The organism is Massilia sp. Leaf139 (assembly GCF_001424165.1).
Taxonomy (GTDB): domain Bacteria; phylum Pseudomonadota; class Gammaproteobacteria; order Burkholderiales; family Burkholderiaceae_D; genus Telluria.
Map to the genome: position 1 here is coordinate 263,757 of NZ_LMOJ01000001.1, position 22,975 is coordinate 286,731.

The 22,975-nt window shown below is 66.6% G+C and carries 19 protein-coding genes; 17 read left to right on the plus strand and 2 right to left on the minus strand.

The genetic code is table 11. From position 1 onward, the window contains the following. The first annotated feature begins 4 nt into the window (after positions 1-4). Positions 5-2,035, plus strand: coding sequence for an ATP-dependent DNA helicase (locus ASF77_RS01175; protein ID WP_056333190.1), 2,031 nt, complete (start codon positions 5-7; stop codon positions 2,033-2,035). Positions 2,036-2,118: 83 nt separating this feature from the next. On the opposite strand, the gene ASF77_RS01180 is transcribed toward ASF77_RS01175, so the two are convergent. Beyond that, entirely contained in the window at positions 2,119-3,093 is a 975-nt protein-coding gene (locus ASF77_RS01180; protein ID WP_056333194.1) for an NADPH:quinone oxidoreductase family protein, read from the minus strand. Positions 3,094-3,274: 181 nt separating this feature from the next. On the opposite strand from ASF77_RS01180, the gene ASF77_RS01185 reads away from it, so the two are divergent. The 8 genes from ASF77_RS01185 (at position 3,275) to ASF77_RS01220 (ending at position 13,633) form a co-directional block, all read left to right on the plus strand. Then, positions 3,275-3,883, plus strand: coding sequence for a toll/interleukin-1 receptor domain-containing protein (locus ASF77_RS01185; RefSeq protein WP_056333200.1), 609 nt, complete (start codon positions 3,275-3,277; stop codon positions 3,881-3,883). Positions 3,884-3,891: 8 nt separating this feature from the next. Continuing rightward, complete coding sequence (locus ASF77_RS01190) at positions 3,892-6,513, plus strand: tetratricopeptide repeat protein (protein WP_082493494.1); 2,622 nt, start codon at positions 3,892-3,894, stop codon at positions 6,511-6,513. A 136-nt stretch (positions 6,514-6,649) separates the two neighbouring features. Then, entirely contained in the window at positions 6,650-7,387 is a 738-nt protein-coding gene (gene surE, locus ASF77_RS01195) for a 5'/3'-nucleotidase SurE (RefSeq protein WP_056333206.1), read from the plus strand. After that, on the plus strand, positions 7,384-8,262 hold the full coding sequence (locus ASF77_RS01200; RefSeq protein ID WP_056333211.1) for a protein-L-isoaspartate(D-aspartate) O-methyltransferase: 879 nt from the start codon (positions 7,384-7,386) through the stop codon (positions 8,260-8,262). Before surE ends, ASF77_RS01200 begins: the two co-directional genes overlap by 4 nt. Before the next feature lie 55 nt (positions 8,263-8,317). Then, on the plus strand, positions 8,318-9,247 hold the full coding sequence (locus tag ASF77_RS01205) for a peptidoglycan DD-metalloendopeptidase family protein (RefSeq protein WP_056333215.1): 930 nt from the start codon (positions 8,318-8,320) through the stop codon (positions 9,245-9,247). Positions 9,248-9,298: 51 nt separating this feature from the next. Continuing rightward, positions 9,299-10,330 (plus strand): RNA polymerase sigma factor RpoS, encoded by a 1,032-nt coding sequence (gene rpoS, locus ASF77_RS01210; RefSeq protein WP_056333221.1) that lies wholly within the window; start codon positions 9,299-9,301, stop codon positions 10,328-10,330. 173 nt (positions 10,331-10,503) lie between these two features. Then, positions 10,504-11,853, plus strand: a complete 1,350-nt coding sequence (gene rlmD / locus ASF77_RS01215) for a 23S rRNA (uracil(1939)-C(5))-methyltransferase RlmD (protein WP_056333224.1) — start codon at positions 10,504-10,506, stop codon at positions 11,851-11,853. A gap of 133 nt (positions 11,854-11,986) precedes the next feature. Continuing rightward, entirely contained in the window at positions 11,987-13,633 is a 1,647-nt protein-coding gene (locus ASF77_RS01220) for a hybrid sensor histidine kinase/response regulator (protein WP_156648693.1), read from the plus strand. 49 nt (positions 13,634-13,682) lie between these two features. Here ASF77_RS01220 and ASF77_RS01225 read toward each other — a convergent pair whose 3' ends face one another. Then, the gene (locus ASF77_RS01225) at positions 13,683-14,369 is read right to left on the minus strand and encodes a Bax inhibitor-1/YccA family protein (RefSeq protein WP_056333233.1); all 687 of its coding nucleotides are present in this window, start codon (positions 14,367-14,369) and stop codon (positions 13,683-13,685) included. 259 nt (positions 14,370-14,628) lie between these two features. Between ASF77_RS01225 and ndk the strand changes: the two genes are divergently transcribed. The 8 genes from ndk to bamB all read left to right on the plus strand — a co-directional run bounded on the left by ndk (position 14,629) and on the right by bamB (position 22,971). Further along, a complete protein-coding gene (gene ndk, locus ASF77_RS01230; protein WP_056333238.1) occupies positions 14,629-15,042 on the plus strand; it encodes a nucleoside-diphosphate kinase in 414 nt (137 codons plus the stop codon). A 100-nt stretch (positions 15,043-15,142) separates the two neighbouring features. Continuing rightward, complete coding sequence (gene rlmN, locus ASF77_RS01235; protein ID WP_056333242.1) at positions 15,143-16,312, plus strand: 23S rRNA (adenine(2503)-C(2))-methyltransferase RlmN; 1,170 nt, start codon at positions 15,143-15,145, stop codon at positions 16,310-16,312. Between the two features lie 23 nt (positions 16,313-16,335). Further along, complete coding sequence (gene pilW, locus ASF77_RS01240; protein ID WP_056333248.1) at positions 16,336-17,121, plus strand: type IV pilus biogenesis/stability protein PilW; 786 nt, start codon at positions 16,336-16,338, stop codon at positions 17,119-17,121. A gap of 7 nt (positions 17,122-17,128) precedes the next feature. After that, on the plus strand, positions 17,129-18,169 hold the full coding sequence (locus ASF77_RS01245) for a RodZ domain-containing protein (protein ID WP_056333253.1): 1,041 nt from the start codon (positions 17,129-17,131) through the stop codon (positions 18,167-18,169). A gap of 107 nt (positions 18,170-18,276) precedes the next feature. Beyond that, positions 18,277-19,551 (plus strand): flavodoxin-dependent (E)-4-hydroxy-3-methylbut-2-enyl-diphosphate synthase, encoded by a 1,275-nt coding sequence (gene ispG, locus ASF77_RS01250; RefSeq protein WP_056333257.1) that lies wholly within the window; start codon positions 18,277-18,279, stop codon positions 19,549-19,551. Positions 19,552-19,671: 120 nt separating this feature from the next. Beyond that, entirely contained in the window at positions 19,672-21,009 is a 1,338-nt protein-coding gene (gene hisS / locus ASF77_RS01255) for a histidine--tRNA ligase (protein WP_156648694.1), read from the plus strand. Positions 21,010-21,062: 53 nt separating this feature from the next. Continuing rightward, positions 21,063-21,728 carry a tetratricopeptide repeat protein gene (locus ASF77_RS01260; protein ID WP_056333266.1) on the plus strand — a complete coding sequence of 222 codons (666 nt, stop codon included), beginning with the start codon at positions 21,063-21,065 and terminating at the stop codon, positions 21,726-21,728. Positions 21,729-21,816: 88 nt separating this feature from the next. Further along, a complete protein-coding gene (gene bamB / locus ASF77_RS01265; protein WP_056333271.1) occupies positions 21,817-22,971 on the plus strand; it encodes an outer membrane protein assembly factor BamB in 1,155 nt (384 codons plus the stop codon). Positions 22,972-22,975 lie beyond the last annotated feature (4 nt).

Genomic DNA, 22,975 nt, shown 5'->3' on the forward strand with positions numbered 1-22,975 from the left:
CATTTTGACCGATCATCTTCCCGTGCCCGGCGCCGCCGGCGCCGACCTGCCTGCCGACGAACCCAACCAGGAGCCCGCCGGCAAGTACGACGCCGAGCTCGACCGCCTGTTCGGCTTCGGCGGCCCGCTCGCGCCCGCCGTCGGCACCTTCAAGCCGCGCACCTCGCAGACCGAAATGGCCAAGGCCATCGCCACCGCAATCGATGGCCAGAAAGTGCTCATGGCCGAGGCCGGCACCGGTACCGGCAAGACCTTCGCCTATCTGGTGCCGGCCCTGCTCTGGGGCGGCAAGACCATCGTCTCGACCGGTACCAAGAACTTGCAGGATCAGTTGTTCCTGCGCGATATCCCGACCATCCGCCAGGCGCTCAAGGCGCCGGTGTCGGTAGCCCTGCTGAAGGGCCGCTCGAACTACGTCTGCCACTTCCACCTCGAGCGCACGCTGCAGAACGGGCGCCTGACCTCGCGCGACGACGTCGGCCACCTGCGCGAAATCTCCCGTTTCATCAAGATGACGAACTCGGGCGACAAGGCGGAACTGGCCAAGGTGCCGGAAAACGCCTCGGTGTGGAACCTGGTGACCTCGACGCGCGACACCTGCATGGGCGCCGAGTGCCAGTACTACCAGGACTGCTTCGTCATGAAAGCGCGCCGCGAAGCCCAGCAGGCGGACGTGGTCGTGGTCAACCATCACCTGTTCTTCGCCGACGTGGCGTTGAAGGACACGGGCGTGGCCGAGCTGCTGCCCTCGGCCAACACCGTCATCTTCGACGAAGCGCACCAGCTGCCCGACACGGCGACCCTGTTCTTCGGCCAGTCGGTCTCGACCTCGCAAGTGCTGGAACTGTGCCGCGACGTGCTGGCCGAAGGCCTGGCCCATGCGCGCGGCCCCGACTGGGCCAAGGTCGTCACCGTGGTCGAGAAGGCCGCGCGCGATTTGCGCCTGACTTTCCCGGAAGGCGGCACGCGCCTGTCGCTGCCGCAAGTGCCGCCGACCTCGAATTTCTTCCCGGCCCTGCAGACCCTGAAGGACGAGCTCGACGGCCTGATCGACGTGCTGGAAGAGCAGGCCGAACGCGCCGAAACCCTGGAAGCCTGCCGCGTCCGCGCGGTCGAGCTGAAGGCGGCCTACGATGCTTGGCGCGCCGATCCGAAAGCGAAAGTGCCGGAGGGCGAACAGGCCGTGCTGTGGGTCGAGGCCTTCAATTCCTCGCTGCAGCTGCACAAGACGCCGCTGTCGATCGCACCGATCTTCCAGAGCCAGCGCGAAGGCACGAAGCGCAGCTGGATTTTCACCTCGGCGACGCTGGCGGTGAAGAACGACTTCAAGCATTTCGCCGACCAGATGGGGCTAACGGGCGAGCCGGCGCGTACCTGGCCGAGCCCGTTCAACTATGGCGAGCAGGGCGTGCTGTACGTGCCGACCGGCTTGCCGGAGCCGAACTCGATGGGCTACACGGACGCCGTGGTCGATTGCGCGCTGCCGGTGATCGAGGCGGCGGGCGGGCGCACCTTCTTCCTGTGCACGACGATCCGCGCCGTGAACCGCGTCGCCGAACGCCTGCGCACGGAATTCGCCGAGCGCGGCCTGGACTTCCCTCTGTTCGTGCAGGGCGAACGCGGCCGCACCGAACTGCTCGATTCGTTCCGCAATGCCGGCAATGCCGTGCTGGTCGGCAGCCAGAGTTTCTGGGAAGGCGTCGACGTACGCGGCGAGGCACTCTCGCTCGTCATCATCGACAAGCTGCCTTTCGCCCCGCCGGACGACCCGGTGCTGGCGGCGCGCATCGAGGTGATGGAGAAGCAGGGCATGAACGGCTTCATGCACCATCAATTGCCGGAAGCGATCATCACCCTGAAGCAGGGCGCCGGCCGCCTGATCCGCGACGTGGACGACCGCGGCGTGCTGATGATCTGCGACCCGCGCCTGATCAGCAAGCCCTACGGTCGCCGCATCTGGCAAAGCCTGCCGCCGTTCAAGCGGACGCGGGTGCAGGAAGAAGTCATCGCCTTCTTCAAGCCGCCGGTGGCATAAGTCCGTAGGGTGGGCGCCCCGTGCCCACCAAACGTTCGCGTCGCGCCAGCGTCCCGGTGGGCTCGGGGCGCCCACCCTACGGGTTACGGCACGATCACTACTTTCCCCGTCACCTTGCGCGCCGCCATGTCGTTCAGCGCCTGCGCCGTTTCGCCCAGCGCGTAGCGCTTCGACACCAGCGGCTTCAATTTACCCTCCGCCATCCAGCCCAGCATCTCGCGCATCGCCGCCAGGTTCTTCTGCGGCTCGCGCCGTGCGAAGTCGCCCCAGAAGACCCCGACCACCGAGGCGCTTTTTAGGAGCATCAAATTCCACGGCAGCTTCGGGATGTCGCCGGCGGCGAAGCCGATGACGAGATGGCGGCCGCGGTAGGCGATCGAGCGTAGCGCCGGTTCGCTGTAGGGGCCGCCGACCGGATCGTAGATTACGTCCGGGCCTTTGCCTTCGGTGGCCGCCTTCAGTGCCTCGCGCAGGTCTTCCTTGGTGTAGTCGATCAGGACATCGGCGCCGTGCGCACGGCATACCTCCAGCTTTTCGGGGCTGGAAGCGGCCGCGATCACGCGCGCGCCCAGGGCCTTGCCGATCTCGATCGCCGCCAGGCCGACGCCCCCTGCCGCGCCCAGCACCAGCATCGTCTCGCCCGCCTTGAGCTGGCCGCGGTCGACCACCGCTTGGTGCGAGGTGCCGTAGGTGAGGGTGATCGCGGCGGCGGTGTCGAAGTCCATTCCGGGCGGCATCGGCATCAGGCTTGCTGCGGGCGCCAGCGCCTGCTGGGCAAAGGCGCCGGTCTGGGTGAAGCCGATCACGCTGTCGCCGACCTTCACACCGCGCACGCCTTCGCCAAGGGCGCGCACCACGCCGGCGAATTCGTTGCCGGGCGTGAAGGGCAGCGGCGGCTTGACCTGGTACTTGCCCTGCACCGTCAGCACGTCGGGGAAATTCACCCCGGCCGCGCGCACATCGACCACCACCTGGCCCGGGCCCGGCACCAGGTCGGCCAGTTCCTGCAGTTCGAGACTATCCGGCGGGCCCCATTCCTTGCATACGATCGCTTGCATGACATCTCCTTTGTTGGTTTTGCTTATTGAATCGAATCCGATTATGCCTCAGTGAACGGTGGTTCCGGGATTATGCCCCGTGACGAGGACGCGTTTGTGCGTCCGCAAAATGATGAGGGGGCGGGGCGCTAGAGTGGTGGATGCGTCTGCGAGGCGGGGCGTCTTGACTGGAGGAATGGCAATGGCGATTCGGTATGGCTGCTTCTTCAGCTACGCGCACGGCAAGCACGCCTTGATGCAGCGTTTTAAAACGGCACTGGCCGACGCGCTGCACTGCTATCTCGAACCCTATTTCGACACCGAGGAAGAACTGTTCGTCGACACCGAGCAGCTCGGCGGCGGGGACGACCTCGACGCGAAGATCGCGCGCGCGATGTGCGAGAGCGTGTGCATGGTGCTCATCTATACGCCGAAGTACGAAGCCCACGCCTACACCCGCCGCGAATACGAGGCGATGCGCCTGATCGAGGCCGAGCGCAGCAAGTGGTACACGCTGCCCAGCCACCTGATCATCCCGGTCATCATGACCCAGCACCCCGACCGGCTGCCGCCCCAGATCTCGAACTCGACCTTCTACGTCGACTTCTCGCACTTCACGATGGCCACGGCCGACCTGAAATCGAACCCGGATTTTCTGCCCGATATCGGCAAGATGGTGAAGCGGATCGCTACCCACTATCAGTACCAGAAAATGTACATGCCGCCCGGGCACGACTGCAACCAATTCGTGCTCCCCGATGTCCCACCCGAGTGGCGAGCCGTCCCGGATCTCACTTTCCCAAAAAAATGAGGGGCTCCATGGAAATCAACCGTTTGACACTGCCGCCTACCGGCGGCCCCGGCGAAGTGACCACCTTCTACAGCTTCGAGAGCGGCGCCGCGCGCAGCATCGCGCTGGCCGACAGCGCCGTGCTGCTGGCGGGGCGCCAGAATGCGACCATGCCGGTGCTGATGATCGACTGGGACACCGAAGCGCCCGGCCTGCACCACCTGTTCCCGACCCGCGACGAGCGCTACCCCAGCTACGACGCTACGCATGGCGACGAGGGCCGCAACGCGCAGCGTGCCGGGGCCGGGCGCGCCCCGGCGGGCCGGCCCGAGGCGGCGCGCGGCGAAGCCCGCCTCGAGGGCGGCCGCCCCGGCCTGCTCGAATACTTCGAGGCCTGCCGCGAGCAGCTCAAGGCCCTGGGCCGCACCTGCGGCGACGACCACGAGGAACGCGCCAGGCTGGTGCTCGAGGCGATCGACTGGGAAGCCTACGTCGAACGCGTCGACCAGAGCCGGACCTTGTACCTGATGCGCGCCGGCCGCTTCGACGACAGCTTCGGCGAGCGCGCCGACCGCATGGACTGGGACGGCCTGTTCGCCGCCTGCCCGGCGCTGTTCCGTGCCTTCGCCGCCCACCTGACGCGCCACTTCCGTCACGTGCTGATCGACTGCCGCGGCGGTCGTTCGGCGGCGGTGAGCGTCTGCACCACGCTGCTGCCGGATCGCCTGGTCGGGCTGTTCACGCCGAACAGCCGCAGCCTCGAAGGCCTGGCCGGCGTCGTCATGCGCGCCATCGAGTACCGCTGCAGCCACGAGGAAGCCCAGCGTCCGCTGCTGGTGTATCCGGTGCCCTGCGGCGCCGACGGCGTCGATGCCGAACGGCGCCTGCTGTGGCGGCGCGGCGACCCGCACAAGGGCGTCGCCGGCTACCAGCCCCGGCTCGAACAACTGCTGCGCGACTGCTACGGCCTGGCGCAGGTCTCGCTCGACAGCTATTTCGACGAAGTCCAGCTGCACGGCGCGATCGCCAGCGGCGTCGCCCAGCACCTGGGCATGCTGCCCGAGCGCGACGGCGACCGGCTCTCGCAAACGCGCGCCGTCGAAGCGCTGCTCGGCTGGGCGGCGTCCGGCCATTTCCCCTGGCAGTCGCGCCTGGAAATCGAGCTGCTCGACGCCGTCGAAGCGGCGCGCGCGCGCCTGGCGCTGGGAGAACGGCGCGGCACTGCGCCCTCGGCCTTCGATCCGAACGCGGTGCTGCTGGCGCGCGAGCTGCTCCGCCTGGGCGAGCTGTACCTGCACGGCGCACGCCTGGCAGGCGCCTGCGACTGCTTCGCCGAGAGCACCACCTTGCGCCAGCGCCTGCTGGGCGACGACCATCCCGACACCCGCGCCAGCCGCGCCGCGCTCGCCGCCGTGCTGCGCGACAGCGGCCGCCTGGGCGAGGCGCGCCAGCAGTACGAAGCGCTGCTCGAGGGCTGCCTCGGCGCCGCCGGGCCCGATCATCCGGAAACCCTGGCGGCGCGCTCCGGCCTGGCCGCCACACTGGCGCGCCAGGACGAGTTTGCCGCGGCCCTCGGCCTGCACGACCTGGTGCTCGATGTCTGCGAACGACTCTACGGCCCGAACCACATCGCCACCCTCGACGCGGTCGCCGGCCAGGCGCGCACGCTGGCGCTGCAGGGCGAATACTCGCGTGCGCGCATGCTCTACGAGCGGGTGCTGGAAGGCCGCCAGCGCGTGCTCGGCACCGAACACGAGGACACGCTGCGCTGCACCCAGCAGCTGGCCGCGCTGCTGCGCGACATGGGCGACCTCGGCAATGCGCGCAAATTGCAGGAAAGCGTGGTGCGGGTGCGCGAGCGCCAGGCCGGCATGGACGGCGCGCTGACCCTGCAGGCGCGCGAAGCGCTGGCCGAGATCTTCGCCGCCCAGGGCGACCTGGGCGCGGTGCGCGACATGCAGCAGTCACTCGCCATGGCGCGCGAGCGCCGCCTCGGCTCGGAACATCCCGACACCCTCGGCGTGCTGCTGCGCCTGGCCTCGACGCTGAGTCAGCAGGGCGAACTCGAAGAGGCGCGGCGCCTGCAGCAGCACGTGGTCAATCTGCACGAGCGCCTGCGCGGCATGGACGACCAGGAAACCCTGCGCAGCAAGCAGATGCTGGCCCAGACCCTGTCCAGCCAGGGCCACAGCGCCGATGCGCGCCGCCTCGAGCAAAGCGTGGAGGAGGGCGGGCACCGCCTGATGCAGCTGCGCGCGATGTCGGCCGGCCCGTACGACGCGCCGGGCGGCATGCCGGCCCCGGCCTTGCCGAGGGCCGGCGGGCAGGGCACGGCCAGGCCGCCGGGCGCGCGCGCTGCGAACGCTCAAGGCAGCCACGAGCCGCTCGAACACAAGCTCGGGCAGCTGCACCAGCTGGTTCAAGGCGGGCGGGCGCGGGAAGCGCGCCAGCTTGCCGACAGCCTGCGCGAAATCATCCTGCGGCCGACGGTGGCCCAGCCGCTGCGGCGGCGCGGGGTGGCCCTGATCAAGCAGGTCTACCAGGACGACGGCGACAAGGATGCGCTGCTGGCCTTTGCCGAAGACGAGGTCGCATCGCTCGAAGGTGCGCTGATCGAGGCCGCCGGCGGACGTCCGCTGGCCCTGCGCTGACGGCTTGGCGGTCAGGCAAGACCGGGGCGTGGCGTCGTTCCAGCGCAACGCCGCCACGCAGTCGCTATGCCCCGTGCGCCCGAAATTATGTCGCGCGAATGCGCGTTCAAAGCGTTGCTTCAGGTAAAATCGTCGGATGCGAATTCTTATCAGTAACGACGACGGCTATCTCGCCCCTGGTATCAACGCCTTGGCCGACGCCCTGGCGAGCATCGCCGAAATCATCGTGGTCGCCCCCGACAGCAATCGCTCGGGCGCGTCGAACTCGCTGTCGCTCGACCGTCCGCTGACGGTCACGCGCGCTGCCAACGGTTTCTATTTCGTCAATGGAACGCCGACCGACTGCGTGCACATCGCCCTGACCGGCATGGGCGACGCGCCGCCCGACCTGGTCGTCTCCGGCATCAACAATGGCCAGAACATGGGCGACGACACGCTGTATTCGGGCACGGTCGCCGCTGCCACCGAAGCCTATCTGTTCGGTATCCCGGCGATCGCCTTCTCGCAGGTGAACCACGGCTGGGAGCACCTGGACGCCGCGGCCCGCGTCGCACGCGATGTCGTGCAGCGCCGGTTCGACATGCTGCCCTCGCCCTACCTGCTGAACGTGAACATTCCGAATTTGCCCTACGAAGCGATCGGAGCGCTGACCCCGACCCGCCTCGGGCGCCGCCACCAGGCCGAACCGGTGATCCGCTCGCAGGATCCGCGCGGGCGCGAGATCTTCTGGATCGGTGCGCCGGGCGCCTGCCGCGATGCCGGCGAAGGCACCGATTTCCATGCGACCTCGCATGGCATGGTGTCCATTACGCCGTTGCAGGTGGATCTGACCCACAAGACCCAGCTCGCCTTGCTGGCACAGGGACTCGCATGAGCGACCGCTCCAATCCGCCCGGGCGCGGCACCTTTCCCTTGCCGCTGTCGTCGGTGACCGGCGGCGGCGCGCGTAAATCCGGAACGCAGGCGCCGGTTGCCACACCGCAGACCGCGACCCGCAACGCCGCGCACGCCGTCGCCGGCGCCCAGGCGCCCAAGGCCCCGCAGCCCGGCCCGAAGCTGCCCGGCTACGCCGCCTCGACCACCCAGAGCGCGCCTACGGCGCAGCGCTCGGATCTGATGGCGACCGAAGCGATCCGCCGCGCAATGGTGACGCGGGTGGCAAACCAGGGCGTGCGCGACCAGGTGGTGCTGGCGGCGCTGGACGCCGTGCCGCGCCACCTGTTCATCGAGCCGGCGCTGTCGAGCCAGGCGTACATCGACGCCTCGCTGCCGATCGGCCATCACCAGACGATCTCGCAGCCGTATATCGTCGCCCGCATGATTGAGGCAATGCGCGACGGCAAGCAATTGAACCGCGTCCTCGAAATCGGCACCGGCTGCGGCTACCAGGCGGCGGTGCTGGCGCGGGTGGCGCAGGACGTGTATTCGATCGAGCGCATCAAGCCCTTGCACGAGCTGGCGAAGGCGAATTTGCGTTCGTTGCGCCTGGCCAATCTGCGCTTGCACTACGGAGATGGTATGCTCGGGCTCGCGCAGGTTGCGCCATTCGACGGTATCATCCTCGCCGCGGCCGGGATGGAAGTACCGCGCGCCCTGCTCGAACAGCTCGCCATCGGCGCGCGCCTGGTGGCCCCCGTCGGCGGCCAGGTTCAACACCTGCAGCGCATCACCCGCACCGGCAAGTCGGAGTGGATCAGCGAAACCCTGGAAGCCTGCCATTTCGTGCCTCTGCGCCCGGGCACCGCTTAGCTCTGGTAATGCCTGGTTTCAGCGCTGCACAGCAAGTAAGAATTTTTAGATGAGAATGAAACAAACACCCCGCTTAGTCCTATTGACGCTCACGCTCGGCCTGGTTGCCGGCTGTACCACCACCTCCCGCCAGGCGCCGGTCATCGAGCGCCCCGTTGGTTCCTCTACCGCGAAAGTGCGCCCGGCGCCGGTGCGCACCGAGGAGCCGCGCCAGGACGCGAAGGGCACCTATACCGTGCGCCGCGGCGACACGCTGCTGCGCATCGCCTTCGACCATGGCCAGAGCTATCGCGACCTTGTCACCTGGAACAACCTGGCCGATCCGGACGACATCAAGGTCGGACAAGTGCTACGCGTCGCGCCCAACGAGCGCCAGTCCAGCTCGGTCGTCGTGACCCAGCCGGTGCCGATGCCGCCGGAAACCCGTCCGACGGTACCGCGCAAGACCACGCCGCGCGCCGACAAGAAGACCGTTGGCGAAGACATGGCCGACGCGCGCAGCGACAAGGCCGGCGAGCGCGCCGAAACGGTCGCCGCGGCCAATGCCGCCGCACCGGCCGCCGCCGTGGCCGTGACCGGTTCGCGCGTCGGCGCCACCGTCACCGCCACCGACGACGAGAAGCTGAGCTGGATGTGGCCGTCGGATGGACGCATCATCGCCACCTTCGACGAAGGCAAGAACAAGGGCATCGATATTGCCGGGCGCGCGGGACAGCAAGTCATGGCGGCGGGCGCCGGCAAAGTAATGTACGCTGGTAGCGGCATCCGAGGTTATGGTAACCTCGTCATCGTCAAACACAGCAACAGCTTGCTGTCGGCCTATGCCCATAACCGCGCGATCGTCGTCAAGGAAGGCGACAACGTGGCCAAGGGGCAGGTGATCGCCGAGATGGGCGATTCCGATGCCGAGACGGTGAAGCTGCATTTCGAGATTCGCCAGCAGGGCAAGCCAGTCGATCCGTCGAGGTTCCTGCCCAGCCGATAGAGCGTGTAAGCACGTCATGGCGATTTGGTAACATGCTTGTAGAGAGGGCCAATGACGCTGCCGCCGCACTCACGGGATCGAGACGTTTCCGACGCACAGACAGACGAACTGCCTGACGATCTGGACGGCGAGGCCGCGTCGGGCTACGGCGCGGGCCGCGACGGCGCCGACGCCGAGCCGCTGCTCCCGGGCGCGGCCGCCGAGGTCGACAGCGTCGACGAACTCAAGAAAGTGCTCGCCGCCGAGCTCTCCACCGACACCACCCAGCACTACCTGAACCAGATCGGCACCCGGCCGCTGCTGTCGGCCCAGCAGGAGTCGCATTACGCGACCCTGGCCAAGGCAGGCGACTTCGACGCCCGCCAGAAGATGATCGAGCATAACCTGCGCCTCGTCGTCTCGATCGCCAAGCACTACATCAACCGCGGCGTCGTCCTGCTCGACCTGATCGAGGAGGGCAACATCGGCCTGATGCGCGCCATCGACAAGTTCGAGCCGGAGCGCGGTTTCCGTTTCTCCACCTACGCCACCTGGTGGATCCGCCAGAGCATCGAGCGCGCCATCATGAACCAGGCGCGCACGGTACGCCTGCCGGTGCACATGGTGCGCGAACTGAACGGCGTGCTGCGCGCCAAATACCACCTCGAGGCCCAGCACCACGACGGCAAGGACGCCAGCGTCGAGGACATCGCCAGCCTGGTCGGGCGTCCGGCGGAAGAGGTGCAGGACATCCTGGCGCTGTCCGAGCACGCCGCCTCGCTCGACGCGCCGCTCGACAACGATCCCGGTTCGAGCCTGATGGACATGCTGCCGGGCGAACTCGACGACGGCCCCGACGCGCGTGCCGAGCAGCACGAGATGACCGAACTGGTGCGCGACTGGCTGACGCGCCTGCCGGAAAAGCAGCGCCTGGTCGTGATGCGGCGCTTCGGGCTGGACAACGACGACCCCGCCACCCTGGAAACCCTGGCCGAGGAGATGGGCGTGACCCGCGAGCGCGTGCGCCAGATCCAGCAGGAAGCGCTGGTCAAGCTGAAGCGGGCGATGGCGGCCCGTGGCGTGGTGCGCGATTCCTTGCTATGATGCGGCGGATTTGCTGCCGCGTTTTCGACGCTTGAACAGTGGCAGGCGCAGCTTGAACGCGTGGAGTAATTCAGGCCGGGGGCCTGAATTACGCGAAGCGGCATAGCCGTTCACCCTACGATTCCCCTCATTCTTACGCTTTTGTGTGGGCACGGAGTGCTCACCCTATTTCTATGCAAGAAACTTTTATCGAAATTAAGTCGCTCGACGCGGATGCGCGCGGCGTCGGCCACCTCGAGAACGAGGACGGCAGCCAGGGCAAGGTCATCTTCGTCGAGGACGCCCTGCCGGGCGAGCGCGTCAGCTATGAGGTCAAGCGCAAGAAGAAGAACTGGGAAGCGGGGCGCATGGTCACGCTGCAGCGCGCCTCCTCGATGCGCGTCGAACCGCGCTGCGAGCATTTCGGCTATTGCGGCGGCTGCTCGATGCAGCACCTGGAACCGACCGCCCAGGTCGCGATCAAGCAGCGCACGCTGGAAGACAACCTCTGGCACCTCTCGAAGGTCAAAGCGGAAAACATCATGCGCCCGATGTACGGGCCGACCTGGGGCTACCGCTTCCGCGCGCGCCTCTCGGTGCGCCACGTCGAGAAGAAGGGCACCGTGCTGGTGGGCTTCCACGAGCGCGCCTCGTCCTATGTGGCCGACATCCGCTACTGCCACATCCTGCCGCCGCATCTGGGCGGCATGCTGATGCCGCTGCGCGAACTGGTCGGCTCGCTGTCGATCTACAACCAGATGCCGCAGATCGAAGTGGCGGTCGGCGAGGAAACCACGGCCCTGGTGCTGCGCATCATGGCGCCGCTCACCGCCAAGGACGAGGAGCTGGTGAAAGCCTTCGCCGACGAGTGGGGCATCCAGTGGTGGCTGCAGCCGAAGGGCCCGGACACGGTCTATCCCTTCTACCCGCTCGGCCAGGAGCTGTACTACACGCTGCCCGAGTTCGGCGTGCGCATGCCTTTCAAGCCGACCGATTTCACCCAGGTGAACCACCAGATCAACCGCGCCCTGGTGCACAAGGCGCTGACCCTGCTGGAAGTGCAGCCGGAAGACCGCGTGGCCGATCTGTTCTGCGGCCTCGGCAACTTCACGCTGCCGCTGGCGACCCAGGCGAAAGAGGTGGTCGGCATCGAGGGCAGCACCGTGCTCACCACGCGCGCGCTGGAAAACGCGAAAGCGAACGGCTTGTCGGAGAAGACGACCTTCTACACGCGCAACCTGTTCGAAGTGACGGCCGATGACCTGGTCGCCCTCGGCAAGTTCGACCGCATGCTGGTCGACCCGCCGCGCGACGGCGCGATCGCCCTGGCGCTGGCCATGGCCGAGCTGCGCGAAGGCGGCAAGGCCGAGTACCTGCCGCGGCGCATCGTGTATGTCTCGTGCAGCCCTTCGACCCTGGCGCGCGACGCCGGCGTCCTGGTGCACCGCGCCGGTTACGTGATGAAGAAGGCGGGCGTGGTCAACATGTTCCCGCATACCTCGCACGTGGAGTCGATCGGCGTGTTCGAACTGGCCGACGCCTGACGGCGCGTGCGCCGATTGACACGGCCGTAAGGCCGTTGCACTCTGGCAGGATGGCCCGATCGCCGGCTGTCAGTCGGTAAAAACTGTGAAAACAAAACTTCCTCCCGAGCATTTTCGGCGGATTTTCGAAGCGGTGACGGGAGCCTTCCTCTTGCTGCGCCCCGATCCCGGCTTCACGATCGCGGGCGTCAGCGACGAGTACCTGCGCGGCACGCTCAAGCGCCGCGAAGCAATCGTCGGCCGTCCGGTCTTCGAAGTCTTCCCCGACAATCCCCTGACGCCCGAAGCGAATTCGACGCGCAACCTCGGGCGCTCGCTCGAGCGCGTGCGCGCGACCCGCGTCGCCGACGTGATGGCGGTGCAGCGCTACGACGTCCCGCGCGAGGACGGCGCCGGTTTCGAGCTGCGCTACTGGAGTCCCGTCAACGCCCCGGTGCTGGACGAGGACGGCGAGCTACTCTACATCGTGCACCGGGTCGACAACGTCACCGAATACGTCCTGCTGGGCGAGGAGAGCGAGCGCCTGACGTCCGACAAGCGCAGGATGGAAGCCGAGGTCGTGCAGCGCAGCCGCGAGCTCGACCGGCTCAACGGCAGCCTGCGCGACGCCAACGCCACGCTGTCGGAGTACGCCCGCGCGGCGCGCGAGGAGGCCGAGCGCAAGGACGAATTCCTGGCGATGCTGGCGCACGAGCTGCGCAACCCGCTGGCCGCGATTTCCTCGGCGCTACAGCTATGGGAGCTGATCGGTTCCGACGCCCGCCGCCAGCAGGACGTGCTGGCCGTCTGCAAGCGCCAGGTCGGCAACCTGACGCGCCTCGTGGACGACCTGCTGGAGATGGCGCGCATCGCCCGCGGCGAAGTCGAACTGCGGCGCACGCCGCTCGTCCTGCAGGACGTGCTGGGCAGTGCGCTGCAGGCCGCCCGTGCGCTGTTCGAGCGCAACGAGGTGACACTCAGCGCGCACCTGGCGCCGGCGTCCTGCCCCATCCTGGGCGACAGCACCCGGCTCGAGCAGGTGTTCGCCAATCTGCTGAACAACGCCGCCAAGTTCAGCGCGCGCGGCGGCAAGGTCGAGGTGCTGCTCGAGGCTTTCGAGGCCGATGGCAAGCCCTGGGCGCGGATCGCCGTGCGCGACGCGGGGCGCGGCATTCCGCCGGATAAACTGGACGCGATCTTCGACATTTTCGTCCAGGTCGACACCTGCATCGACCGTGCCCGCGGCGGCCTGGGCATCGGCCTGGCCCTGGTGCGTTCGCTGGCCGAGCTGCACGGCGGCCGCGTCCATGCCGAGAGCGCGGGCCTGGGGCAGGGCAGCGTCTTCGTCGTCGAGCTGCCCTTGCTGACTGCCGGCGAGGCCACGCTGCCGGCCGAGCAGGTCGCGCTGCGCTTCGTCCCGCCGCCGGGCGAGCGCCGCCATGTGCTCGTCGTCGAGGACAATGCCGATGCGCGCCACACGCTGCGCGACCTGCTGGCCGCATCCGGCCATACGGTCATCGAGGCGTCCAGCGGCGACGACGGGCTGGCGCAGATCCTGGCGCAGCGCCCGGAAGTGGCGATCGTCGACATCGGCCTGCCGGGCATCGACGGCTTCGAAGTGGCGCGCCGCGCCCGCCAGGCGCTCGGGCGCGAGGCCCCGCAGCTGGTGGCCCTGACCGGCTACAGCTCGGCGGCCGTGCGCAAGACGGCGCTGGAAGCCGGATTCGACCTGCACATCGTCAAGCCGGTGACCCTGGCCGCGCTGGCCGAGGCGCTGAAGCGGCGCCGGCCCGAACTGTAGACGTAAAAAAACCGGCCCGCAGGCCGGTTTTCTATTCACGAGGAAGCGATCAGTCGTCGCCGCCCATGATGCCCAGCAGGCGCAGCAGGGCGGTGAAGACGTTGAACACGTCCAGGTAGATCGCCAGGGTGGCAGTGATGTAGTTGGTCTCGCCGCCGTTCACGACGCGCTGCACGTCGTACAGGATGAAGGCCGAGAACACGCCGATCATCAGCACCGAGATCACGATCGTCAGGGCCGGGATCTGCAGGAAGATGTTGGCAACAATCGCCAGCAGGATCACGACGGCGCCGGCGGTCAGCCAGCTGGCCATGCCAGAGAAGTCGCGCTTGGTCGTGGTGGCAATGCTGGCCATCACCGCGAACACGCAGGCGGTGCCGCCGAAGGCGGTCATGATCAGCGAGCCGCCGTTCGAGTAGCCGAGCGTGTGGCGCAGCAGGGGCGTGAGCATCAGGCCCATGAAGAAGGTGAAGCCGAGCAGCACGGCAACGCCGGTCGCCGATTCCTTGGTTTTTTCAATCGCCCACATGAAACCGAAGGCGATCGCCATGAAGACGATGAAACCCATGAAGCCGGCGGGCATCGGGACGCCCATGGTCACGCCGACAAAGGCGCCAAGCACGGTCGGGATCATCGACAGCGCGAGCAGCCAGAAGGTGTTGCGCAGGACTTTGTTGCGCGCGACCTGGCCTACGGCCACGTCGTAAGCGGGTTGCTTTTGCAGGATGGGATTCATGTTGCCTCCAGTTGGATAAATATGTATTGCCACTCAAGCATAGCACGGCGCCAAGATGGAAAGCCTCCTCTTAAGCGCTGCATAAGGAAGTCCACCGACCATGGCGCGGCATTTGACAAGGCGGTTTTTCGCCGCCACTCTACCACTTTGCCGCTCGCCGCTGCAATATCGGCTATATGGGGCGAGGTATGGTAAAATCAAAGGTTGATTGAGTTCTCTTCTTCTCGATTTAAACCTTTCTTTTTATTGGAGTTTTTACATGGCAATCGAACGCACCCTGTCGATCATCAAACCAGACGCAGTTGCAAAAAACGTGATCGGCCAAATCTACAGCCGCTTCGAAGGCGCTGGCCTGAAGATCGTCGCAGCCCGTATGACCCAGCTGTCGCGCGAGCAGGCTGAAGGCTTCTACGCTGCCCACAAAGAGCGCGGTTTCTTCAACGACCTGGTCACCTTCATGGTCTCGGGCCCTGTCATGATCCAGGTTCTGGAAGGCGAGAACGCCGTCCTGGCACACCGCGACCTGATGGGTGCGACCGATCCGAAGAAAGCAGCGCCAGGCACCATCCGCGCCGACTTCGCCGATTCGATCGATGCTAACGCCGTCCACGGTTCGGACGCTGTCGAAGCCGCACAAGTCGAAATCGCTTACTTCTTCCCAGAACTGAAGTAATCGCTTGCCGAAGTAAGCAAGCATAGCCGCATCAAGAACCGCTCGCCCGCGGCCCCAAGGCCGGCGCGAGCGGGGTTATTTGGAAATACACAGGACAATCATGACGACTCTCACCAACCTGCTGGACTTCGATCCCGCGCAACTCGTCGCTTATTGCGCCGACTTGGGTGAGAAGCCGTTCCGCGCCAAGCAATTGCAGCGCTGGATCCACCAGTTCGGAGCGAGCAACTTCGACGACATGACGGATCTGGCCAAGTCGCTGCGCGAAAAACTGAAAACCCGCGCGACCGTGACGGCCCCTGGCATCATCAGCGACCACACGTCCACCGACGGCACCCGCAAGTGGCTGGTCGACGTCGGTAACGGCAATGCGGTCGAAACCGTGTTCATCCCGGAAGAAAACCGCGGCACGCTGTGCATCTCGACCCAGGCCGGCTGCGCCGTCAATTGCCGTTTCTGCTCAACCGGCAAGCAGGGCTTCAACCGCAACCTGACCGTGGCCGAGATCATCGGCCAGCTATGGATGGCCGAGTTCGAGCTGCGCCGCACCAAGGGCATCGAGCCCGGCCCGAAGGGCGAGCGCCAGATCACCAACGTCGTGATGATGGGCATGGGCGAGCCGTTGCTGAACTACGAGCCGACCGCCACCGCCTTGAAGCTGATGCTCGACGATAACGCCTACGGCCTGTCGCGCCGCCGCGTGACCCTGTCGACCTCGGGCGTCGTGCCGAACATTGACAAGCTGGCTCAGGACGTGCCGGTGGCGCTGGCCGTGTCGCTGCACGCGTCGAACGACGCCCTGCGCGACATCCTGGTGCCGCTGAACAAGAAATACCCACTGCGCGAACTGATGGCCGCCTGCAAGCGCTATCTCGAATTCGCGCCGCGCGACTTCATCACCTTCGAATACTGCATGCTGCACGAGTTCAACGACAGCGACGAGCACGCGCGTGAACTGATCGCGCTGGTCAACGATCCGGTGGTGGGCGTGAACTGCAAGTTCAACCTGATTCCGTTCAATCCCTTCCCGGAATCGGGCCTGACGCGTTCGAAGAACCCCCGCATCAAGGCCTTCGCCGAGGTGCTGATGAACGCCGGCATTGTCACCACCGTGCGCAAGACGCGCGGCGACGACATCGATGCCGCCTGCGGCCAGCTGGCCGGCGAAGTGCAGGATCGCACCAAGGTCGCCCAGCGCATGGAAAAGATGGTCGAGTACCAGAAGAAATTCGGCGCCGATTTCGGGCGCATCGTGGAGATTCCTTCTTGAAAGACGGGAAGCCAGGCCGGAGCATGGCACGCCTCGCCGCAGCGTTCGCGCTCGGCGTGCTGGCGGCCTGCGCCGCGCCTGGCGACAGCGGCCGCGAACTGAAGACCGCCTCCGACCAGACGGCGCTGGAAAAGCGCGCCAACATCCGCCTGCAGCTGGCGGTCGGCTACTACCAGCAGGGCAAGTACGACATCGCCCTCGACGAAATCAAGCAGGCGCTCGCCGCCGACCCCGATTATGCCGACGCCTACGGCATGCGCGCCCTGATCTACACGGCGATGGGCGAGGTGCCGCTGGCCGACGAGAACTACCGCACCGCGTTGCGCCTGGCGCCGCGCAATCCGGAACTGGCCAACAACTACGGCGCCTTCCTGTGCCAGACGGCGAACAAGCCCGTCGAGGCGATCCGCCAGTTCGACGCCGCGCTCAAGAACCCGACCTACAAGACGCCGGTGAGCGCGCTCGTGAACGCGGGCGTCTGTAGCTTGAAGACCAAAAATATCGATGCGGCCGAGCGCTACCTGCTCGACGCACTGCGCTATAACCCCGAACTGCCGGCCGTCTCCAGCGGCCTGGCGCGGGTCTATTTCGAGCGGCGCGATTTTACCCGCGCCGGTTTTTTCATAAACCGCCTGACAGAGTCGTCGAAGCTCGACAACCTGTCCGCCGATGCGCTGTGGCTCGCCCTGCGGGTGCAGCGCAAACTGGGCGATCGCTCGATGGAGGCCAGCCTGGTGGCGCAGCTGCGGCGGCGCTTCCCGGGCTCGCCCGAGTATCTGGCGTACGAGCGCGGGGCTTTCGATGAGTGAGACGACAATGACTTCAGAGCGCACAGAGGGAAGCGCCACTTCGGACAACCACCACAGCCACCCGGGCGCGACCCTGGCCAGCCAGCGCGAAGCGATGGGCTGGACGGTCGAGCAGGTGGCCGAGCAGCTCAAGCTGGCCGTGCGCCAGGTGGTGGCGATCGAAGCGGGCGACTATGCGGCCCTGCCGAGTCCCGCCGTGACGCGCGGTTTCGTGCGCGCCTATGCCAAGATCCTGCGGCTCGACCCGGCCCCGCTGGTGGCAATGGTGCCGATGGATACGCCGGCGATGGAAGAGTCGGGCAGCGCCGTGCGCGGCAACCGTCCAGCCTCGCGCCCCACGTCGTTCTCGCATTCGCGCTATCCGACCCACGGCAAGCGTTCCAGCCTGCCGCTGGCCTGGATCGCCGGCGTCGTGGTCGTGGCCGCCGCCGGCGCCGCGGCCTGGCACTTCGGCCTGGTGTCGCTGCCGGGCAGCACGACGCCGGCCACGGGCGAGAACGCCATCCTGACCGCCCCGGCGGACACGGTCGGCGCCAATGCCCCGGCCGTCGACACGGTGCACAACCCGACCGTGCCGCTGATCTCGGTGCCGGTGCCGGCCGACCCGAACGCGCCGGCCGGCGCCGCCCCGGTGACGGGCGCGGCAACGGGTGCGGCCACGCCGCCGGCGCCGGCTGCGCCCGCTGCGGCTACGCCACCGGCCGCGACCGGCAGCACGGCGAGCACGGCGCCGGCAACGGTGACCGCCGCCACGCCGCCCGCGGCAACGCCGGCCACGCCGGCCGCAGCGCCGGCCGCCGGCGCCAACACCCTGGTGCTGAGCGTGCGCGAGGATTCGTGGATCGAGGTGAAACCGCAGGGCGGCCGCGCGTTGATCTCGCGCCTGGTGCGCGCGGGCAGCACCGAGACGATCGAAGTGCCGGGCACGGCAACCCTGGTGGTCGGCAACCCGACCGGCGTCTCGGCCACGCTGCGCGGCGCTGCGCTCGCATTGCCGCCGGTGCCGGGCAAGACGATTTCGCGCGTCACGCTGAAACAAGCGCAATAGCCAAACAAAGACAACCGCAATACCCAAACAACGTGTAGCCTCGGCACCGCCGAGAGAAGACAGCCCGCCCCGACGGACAGTCAGAAACAACGACGGACGAACAACGAATGACTTCTACGAACCTGCCAATTCCTTCGGGCCCGATGGCGCGCCGCCCAAGCCGCCGCGTGCTGGTGCAGCATGGCGAGCGCAAGGTCTGGATCGGCGGCGACGCCCCGATCGTGGTGCAGTCGATGACCAACACCGACACCGCCGACGTGATCGGCACCGCCATCCAGATCAAGGAGCTGGCGCGCGCCGGTTCCGAAATGGTGCGCTTGACCGTCGACAAGCCGGAAGCGGCCGCCGCCGTGCCCCTGATCCGCGAACAGCTCGACCGCATGGAAGTGGACGTGCCGCTGGTCGGCGATTTCCACTACAACGGCCACATCCTGCTGCGCGATTTCCCGGAATGCGCGGCCGCGCTGTCGAAATACCGCATCAATCCGGGCAACGTGGGGCAGGGCGCCAAGCGCGACACCCAGTTCGCCCAGATGATCGAAGTGGCCATCAAGCACGACAAGCCGGTGCGCATCGGCGTCAACTGGGGCAGCCTGGACCAGTCGCTGCTGGCGCGCATCATGGACGAGAACGCCGCGCGCGCCAATCCGTTCAGCGCCCAAGCCGTGATGTACGAAGCCCTGATCACCTCGGCCATCGAGAACGCCGTGCGCGCCGAGGAAGTCGGCCTGGCGCGCGACAAGATCATCCTGTCGTGCAAGGTCTCGGCGGTACAGGATTTGATCGCCGTCTACCGCGAACTGGCGCGCCGCTGCGACTACCCGCTGCACCTGGGCCTCACCGAAGCCGGCATGGGCAGCAAGGGCATCGTCGCCTCGACGGCGGCCCTGTCGGTGCTGCTGCAAGAGGGCATCGGCGACACCATCCGCGTTTCGCTGACGCCGGAACCGGGCGGCGACCGCACGAAAGAAGTCGTGGTCTCGCAGGAAATCCTGCAGACCATGGGCCTGCGCAAGTTCACTCCGATGGTGATCGCCTGCCCGGGCTGCGGCCGCACGACCTCGACCGTGTTCCAGGAACTGGCCGACAACATCCAGACCTTCCTGCGCGATTCGATGCCGGAATGGAAGAAGTCCTATCCGGGCGTGGAAGCGATGAACGTGGCCGTGATGGGCTGCATCGTCAATGGTCCGGGCGAATCGAAGCACGCCAATATCGGCATCAGCCTGCCGGGCACCGGCGAATCGCCGGCCGCGCCGGTGTTCGTCGACGGCCAGAAGGTGGCGACGCTGCGCGGCGAGCGGATCGTGGATGAGTTCCAGAACATCGTGCTGGAATATGTGAAGAAGAATTACGGCCACCAGGGCGAGATCATCGTTTAACCGTAGAAGTAGGGTGGAGTCCTGACTCCACGCGTTCGTGCCTATGCATGCCGCACCGCTCATCAAATGCCGTACCGCGTGGAGTCAGGACTCCACCCTTCAGAATCGAAGAATATCAACATGTCCAAACCAGAAAAAATCGTCGCCATCAAAGGCATGAACGACATCCTCCCAAGCGACGCGCCGCTGTGGGAATTGTTCGAAAATACCGCAGAGACCATTCTGAAAAGCTATGGCTATCAGAAAATCGTCACCCCGATCGTCGAGGAAACCGGCCTGTTTGCGCGCGCCATCGGCGCCGTCACCGACATCGTCGAGAAGGAAATGTATTCCTTCACCGATTCGATGAACGGCGACCAGCTGACCCTGCGTCCGGAAGGCACGGCCGGCGTCGTGCGTGCGGTGCTCGAGCACAACATGGTCTACGACGGCCCGAAGCGCCTCTGGTACAAGGGCCCGATGTTCCGCCACGAGCGTCCGCAGCGCGGCCGCTATCGCCAGTTCTTCCAGTTCGGCGCGGAAGCGGTCGGCTTTGCCGGCCCGGACATCGATGCTGAACTGATCATGCTGTGCCGCCGCCTGTGGGACGACCTGGGCCTGCAGAACGTGCGCCTGGAACTCAATTCCATCGGTAATGCCGAGGAGCGCCTGCGCCACCGCGCCGACCTGATCGCCTATTTCGAAGGGCACGAAGCGATCCTCGACGCCGAAGCCAAGCGCCGCCTGCACAGCAACCCGCTGCGCATCCTCGACACCAAGAACCCGGCCATGCAGGAGATGGTGAACGGCGCGCCGCAGTTGCTGTCCTACCTCGGCGAAGAGTCGCTGGCCCACTTCAACGGCGTCAAGCGCCTGCTGGATCGTAACAACGTGCAGTACACGGTCAACCCGCGCCTGGTGCGCGGCCTCGACTACTACAACCGCACCGTGTTCGAATGGGTCACCGAGGAACTCGGTTCGCAGGGCACCATCTGCGCCGGCGGCCGTTATGATCCGCTGATCGAGCAGTTCGGCGGCAAGGCCACGCCGGGCGTCGGTTTCGCGATGGGCATCGAGCGTATCATCGAGCTGATGAAGGGTCTTGGCGAACCGGCACAGCCGAGCCAATGCGACGTCTACATGGTGCACCAGGGCGAAGAAGCGCAGGTGCAGGCCTTCATCCTGGCCGAGCGCCTCCGCGATGCCGGCCTTGACGTTGTGTTACATTGCGCAACGCCAACTGGCGCGGGCAGCTTCAAGAGCCAGATGAAGAAGGCCGACGGCAGCGGCGCATCGTTCGCCGTGATCATGGGCGAGGACGAAGTGGCGAACAAGGTGGCGGCCGTGAAGTCCCTCCGCGGCGAAGTCGGCGAGCAGCAGCAAGCGACCGTCGCCTTCGACGCCGTGGTCGACCACATCGTCGACGCCATCGTCGGCGACCATGACCACGACCACGAGCACGTGCATTACCATCCATAAGCAGCCGTAGCAGAGACCGACCGATTCACCCCATAACCATCTAGACGAACGACATGGCATACGACCTCGAAGAACAAGAACAGATCGCCACCTTCAAGGCTTTCTGGTCCAAGTACGGCAACCTGATCACCTGGGTGCTCATCCTCGCCCTCGGCTCCTTTGCTGCCTACAACTTCTGGAATTCGCATACGCGCAAGCAGGCAGTGGAGGCCTCGGCCCTGTACGACGAGCTGACCGATGCCGTCACCGCCAAGGACAACGCCAAGTCTCAGCGCATCGCCTCCGACATCCAGTCGAAGTTCAAGCGCACCACCTACGCGCAGATGAGCGCGCTGGCCGCGGCGAAGACCGCGTTCGAGGCAAACGACCTGAAGACCGCCAAGACGCAGCTGCAATGGGTGATCGACAACGGCAACGACGAATACAAGTCGGTGGCCCAGCTGCGCCTGGCCGGCGTCCTGCTCGACGAGAAGAACTTCGACGGCGCGATGAAGCTGCTGAACGAAAAGCACCTGCCGCAGTTCAGCGCCGAAGTGGCCGACCGCAAGGGCGACGTGCTCGTGGCCCAGAACAAGATCGCCGATGCCCGCGCCGCCTACGTCGCCGCGCTGGCCGCCATGGGCCCGAAGCATCCGGGCACCCAGCTGGTGCGCATCAAGCTCGAAGCCATCGGCGGCACCGCCCCGGCCGCACCCGGTGCGCCGAAGGCTGCCGCTTAAGCCGCAGACTGATCGATAGCCCGCGCCCGCCGCCCTGGCGGGCGCGGGCTTTGCTTCCTTTTCAGACTTAGAACAAGGTAAAAGAAAAATGCGTATTACCCGTAAGCTGGTTGGTGTCGGTGTCCTGGCCCTGATGACGGGCTGCTCGACCTTGAGCTCGCTCAATCCGTTCGCATCGAAATCGAAGGGCGCCGAGCCGGCCAAACTCGTCGAACTGAAGGGCACGATGGCCGTGCGCACCGCCTGGAAACTCGATCTGGGCAAGTCGCGCGGCTTCCAGTTCTCGCCTGTGCTGGCCGGCAATACGGTGGTCGTCGCCGGCGGCGACGGCAGCATCGCGCGCGTCGAGGCCGCCGACGGCCGTCCGCTCTGGCGCATCAAGGCCGGCAGCGAACTGACCGCCGGCGTCGGCACCGACGGCAACGTGATCGTCGTCGGTGCCGCCGACGGCGTCCTGATGGCCTTCGACATGGACGGCAAGGCGCTGTGGAAGAACCAGCTGTCGAGCGAAATCCTCTCCGCGCCGGCCGTGGGGCAGGGCATCGTCGTGGCGCGCTCGATCGACAACCGCATCGTCGGCATCGACGCGAGCACCGGTCAGAAGAAGTGGACGGTGCAGCGCACCGCGCCGGCACTGACCCTGCGCACCGCGCCGGGCATGCTCGTCTCCGACAAGGACGTCATCATCGCCCAGCCGGCCGGCAAGCTCGGTTCTTTCCTGCTCGCCACCGGCGCCCCGCGCTGGGAAGTCGAGGTCGGCACCGCACGCGGCGCCACCGAACTCGAGCGCGTGACCGACCTCGGCGGCGCGCCGACCATCTTCGAATCCGATGTCTGCGCCGTGGCCTACCAGGGCCGCGTCGCCTGCTACGACGTGGCCAGCGGCACCCAGCGCTGGTCGCGCGATTTCTCCTCGACGGTTGGCGTGGCCGTCGACCAGCGCTTCGTCTTCGCCGCCGACGACAAGGGCGCCTTGCACGCCTTTAACCGCGACGGCGGCGCCAGCGCCTGGAAGAACGACAAGCTGGCCTTCCGCAGCCTGTCTACCCCGGTCTCCTACGGCCGCGCGGTGGCGGTGGGCGACTACGAAGGCTATGTGCACTTCCTGTCGCGCGAGGACGGCAGCTTCCTCGCCCGCGCCGCCACCGACGGCAGCGCCGTCACGGGTACCCCGCTCGTCGCGGGCTCGAACCTGATTTTTCAAACACAAAATGGAACTGTGACCGCCATCGCGGTCGAATAGAATA

Bases quoted from the DNA above. Each gene is read 5' to 3' on its own strand.
- ASF77_RS01180 (WP_056333194.1), bottom strand. From the start codon at position 3,093: ATGCAAGCGATCGTATGCAAGGAATGGGGCCCGCCGGATAGTCTCGAA.
- ASF77_RS01185 (WP_056333200.1), top strand. From the start codon at position 3,275: ATGGCGATTCGGTATGGCTGCTTCTTCAGCTACGCGCACGGCAAGCAC.
- ASF77_RS01190 (WP_082493494.1), top strand. From the start codon at position 3,892: ATGGAAATCAACCGTTTGACACTGCCGCCTACCGGCGGCCCCGGCGAA.
- surE (WP_056333206.1), top strand. From the start codon at position 6,650: ATGCGAATTCTTATCAGTAACGACGACGGCTATCTCGCCCCTGGTATC.
- ASF77_RS01200 (WP_056333211.1), top strand. From the start codon at position 7,384: ATGAGCGACCGCTCCAATCCGCCCGGGCGCGGCACCTTTCCCTTGCCG.
- ASF77_RS01205 (WP_056333215.1), top strand. From the start codon at position 8,318: ATGAAACAAACACCCCGCTTAGTCCTATTGACGCTCACGCTCGGCCTG.
- rpoS (WP_056333221.1), top strand. From the start codon at position 9,299: ATGACGCTGCCGCCGCACTCACGGGATCGAGACGTTTCCGACGCACAG.
- rlmD (WP_056333224.1), top strand. From the start codon at position 10,504: ATGCAAGAAACTTTTATCGAAATTAAGTCGCTCGACGCGGATGCGCGC.
- ASF77_RS01225 (WP_056333233.1), bottom strand. From the start codon at position 14,369: ATGAATCCCATCCTGCAAAAGCAACCCGCTTACGACGTGGCCGTAGGC.
- ndk (WP_056333238.1), top strand. From the start codon at position 14,629: ATGGCAATCGAACGCACCCTGTCGATCATCAAACCAGACGCAGTTGCA.
- rlmN (WP_056333242.1), top strand. From the start codon at position 15,143: ATGACGACTCTCACCAACCTGCTGGACTTCGATCCCGCGCAACTCGTC.
- pilW (WP_056333248.1), top strand. From the start codon at position 16,336: ATGGCACGCCTCGCCGCAGCGTTCGCGCTCGGCGTGCTGGCGGCCTGC.
- ASF77_RS01245 (WP_056333253.1), top strand. From the start codon at position 17,129: ATGACTTCAGAGCGCACAGAGGGAAGCGCCACTTCGGACAACCACCAC.
- ispG (WP_056333257.1), top strand. From the start codon at position 18,277: ATGACTTCTACGAACCTGCCAATTCCTTCGGGCCCGATGGCGCGCCGC.
- hisS (WP_156648694.1), top strand. From the start codon at position 19,672: ATGTCCAAACCAGAAAAAATCGTCGCCATCAAAGGCATGAACGACATC.
- ASF77_RS01260 (WP_056333266.1), top strand. From the start codon at position 21,063: ATGGCATACGACCTCGAAGAACAAGAACAGATCGCCACCTTCAAGGCT.
- bamB (WP_056333271.1), top strand. From the start codon at position 21,817: ATGCGTATTACCCGTAAGCTGGTTGGTGTCGGTGTCCTGGCCCTGATG.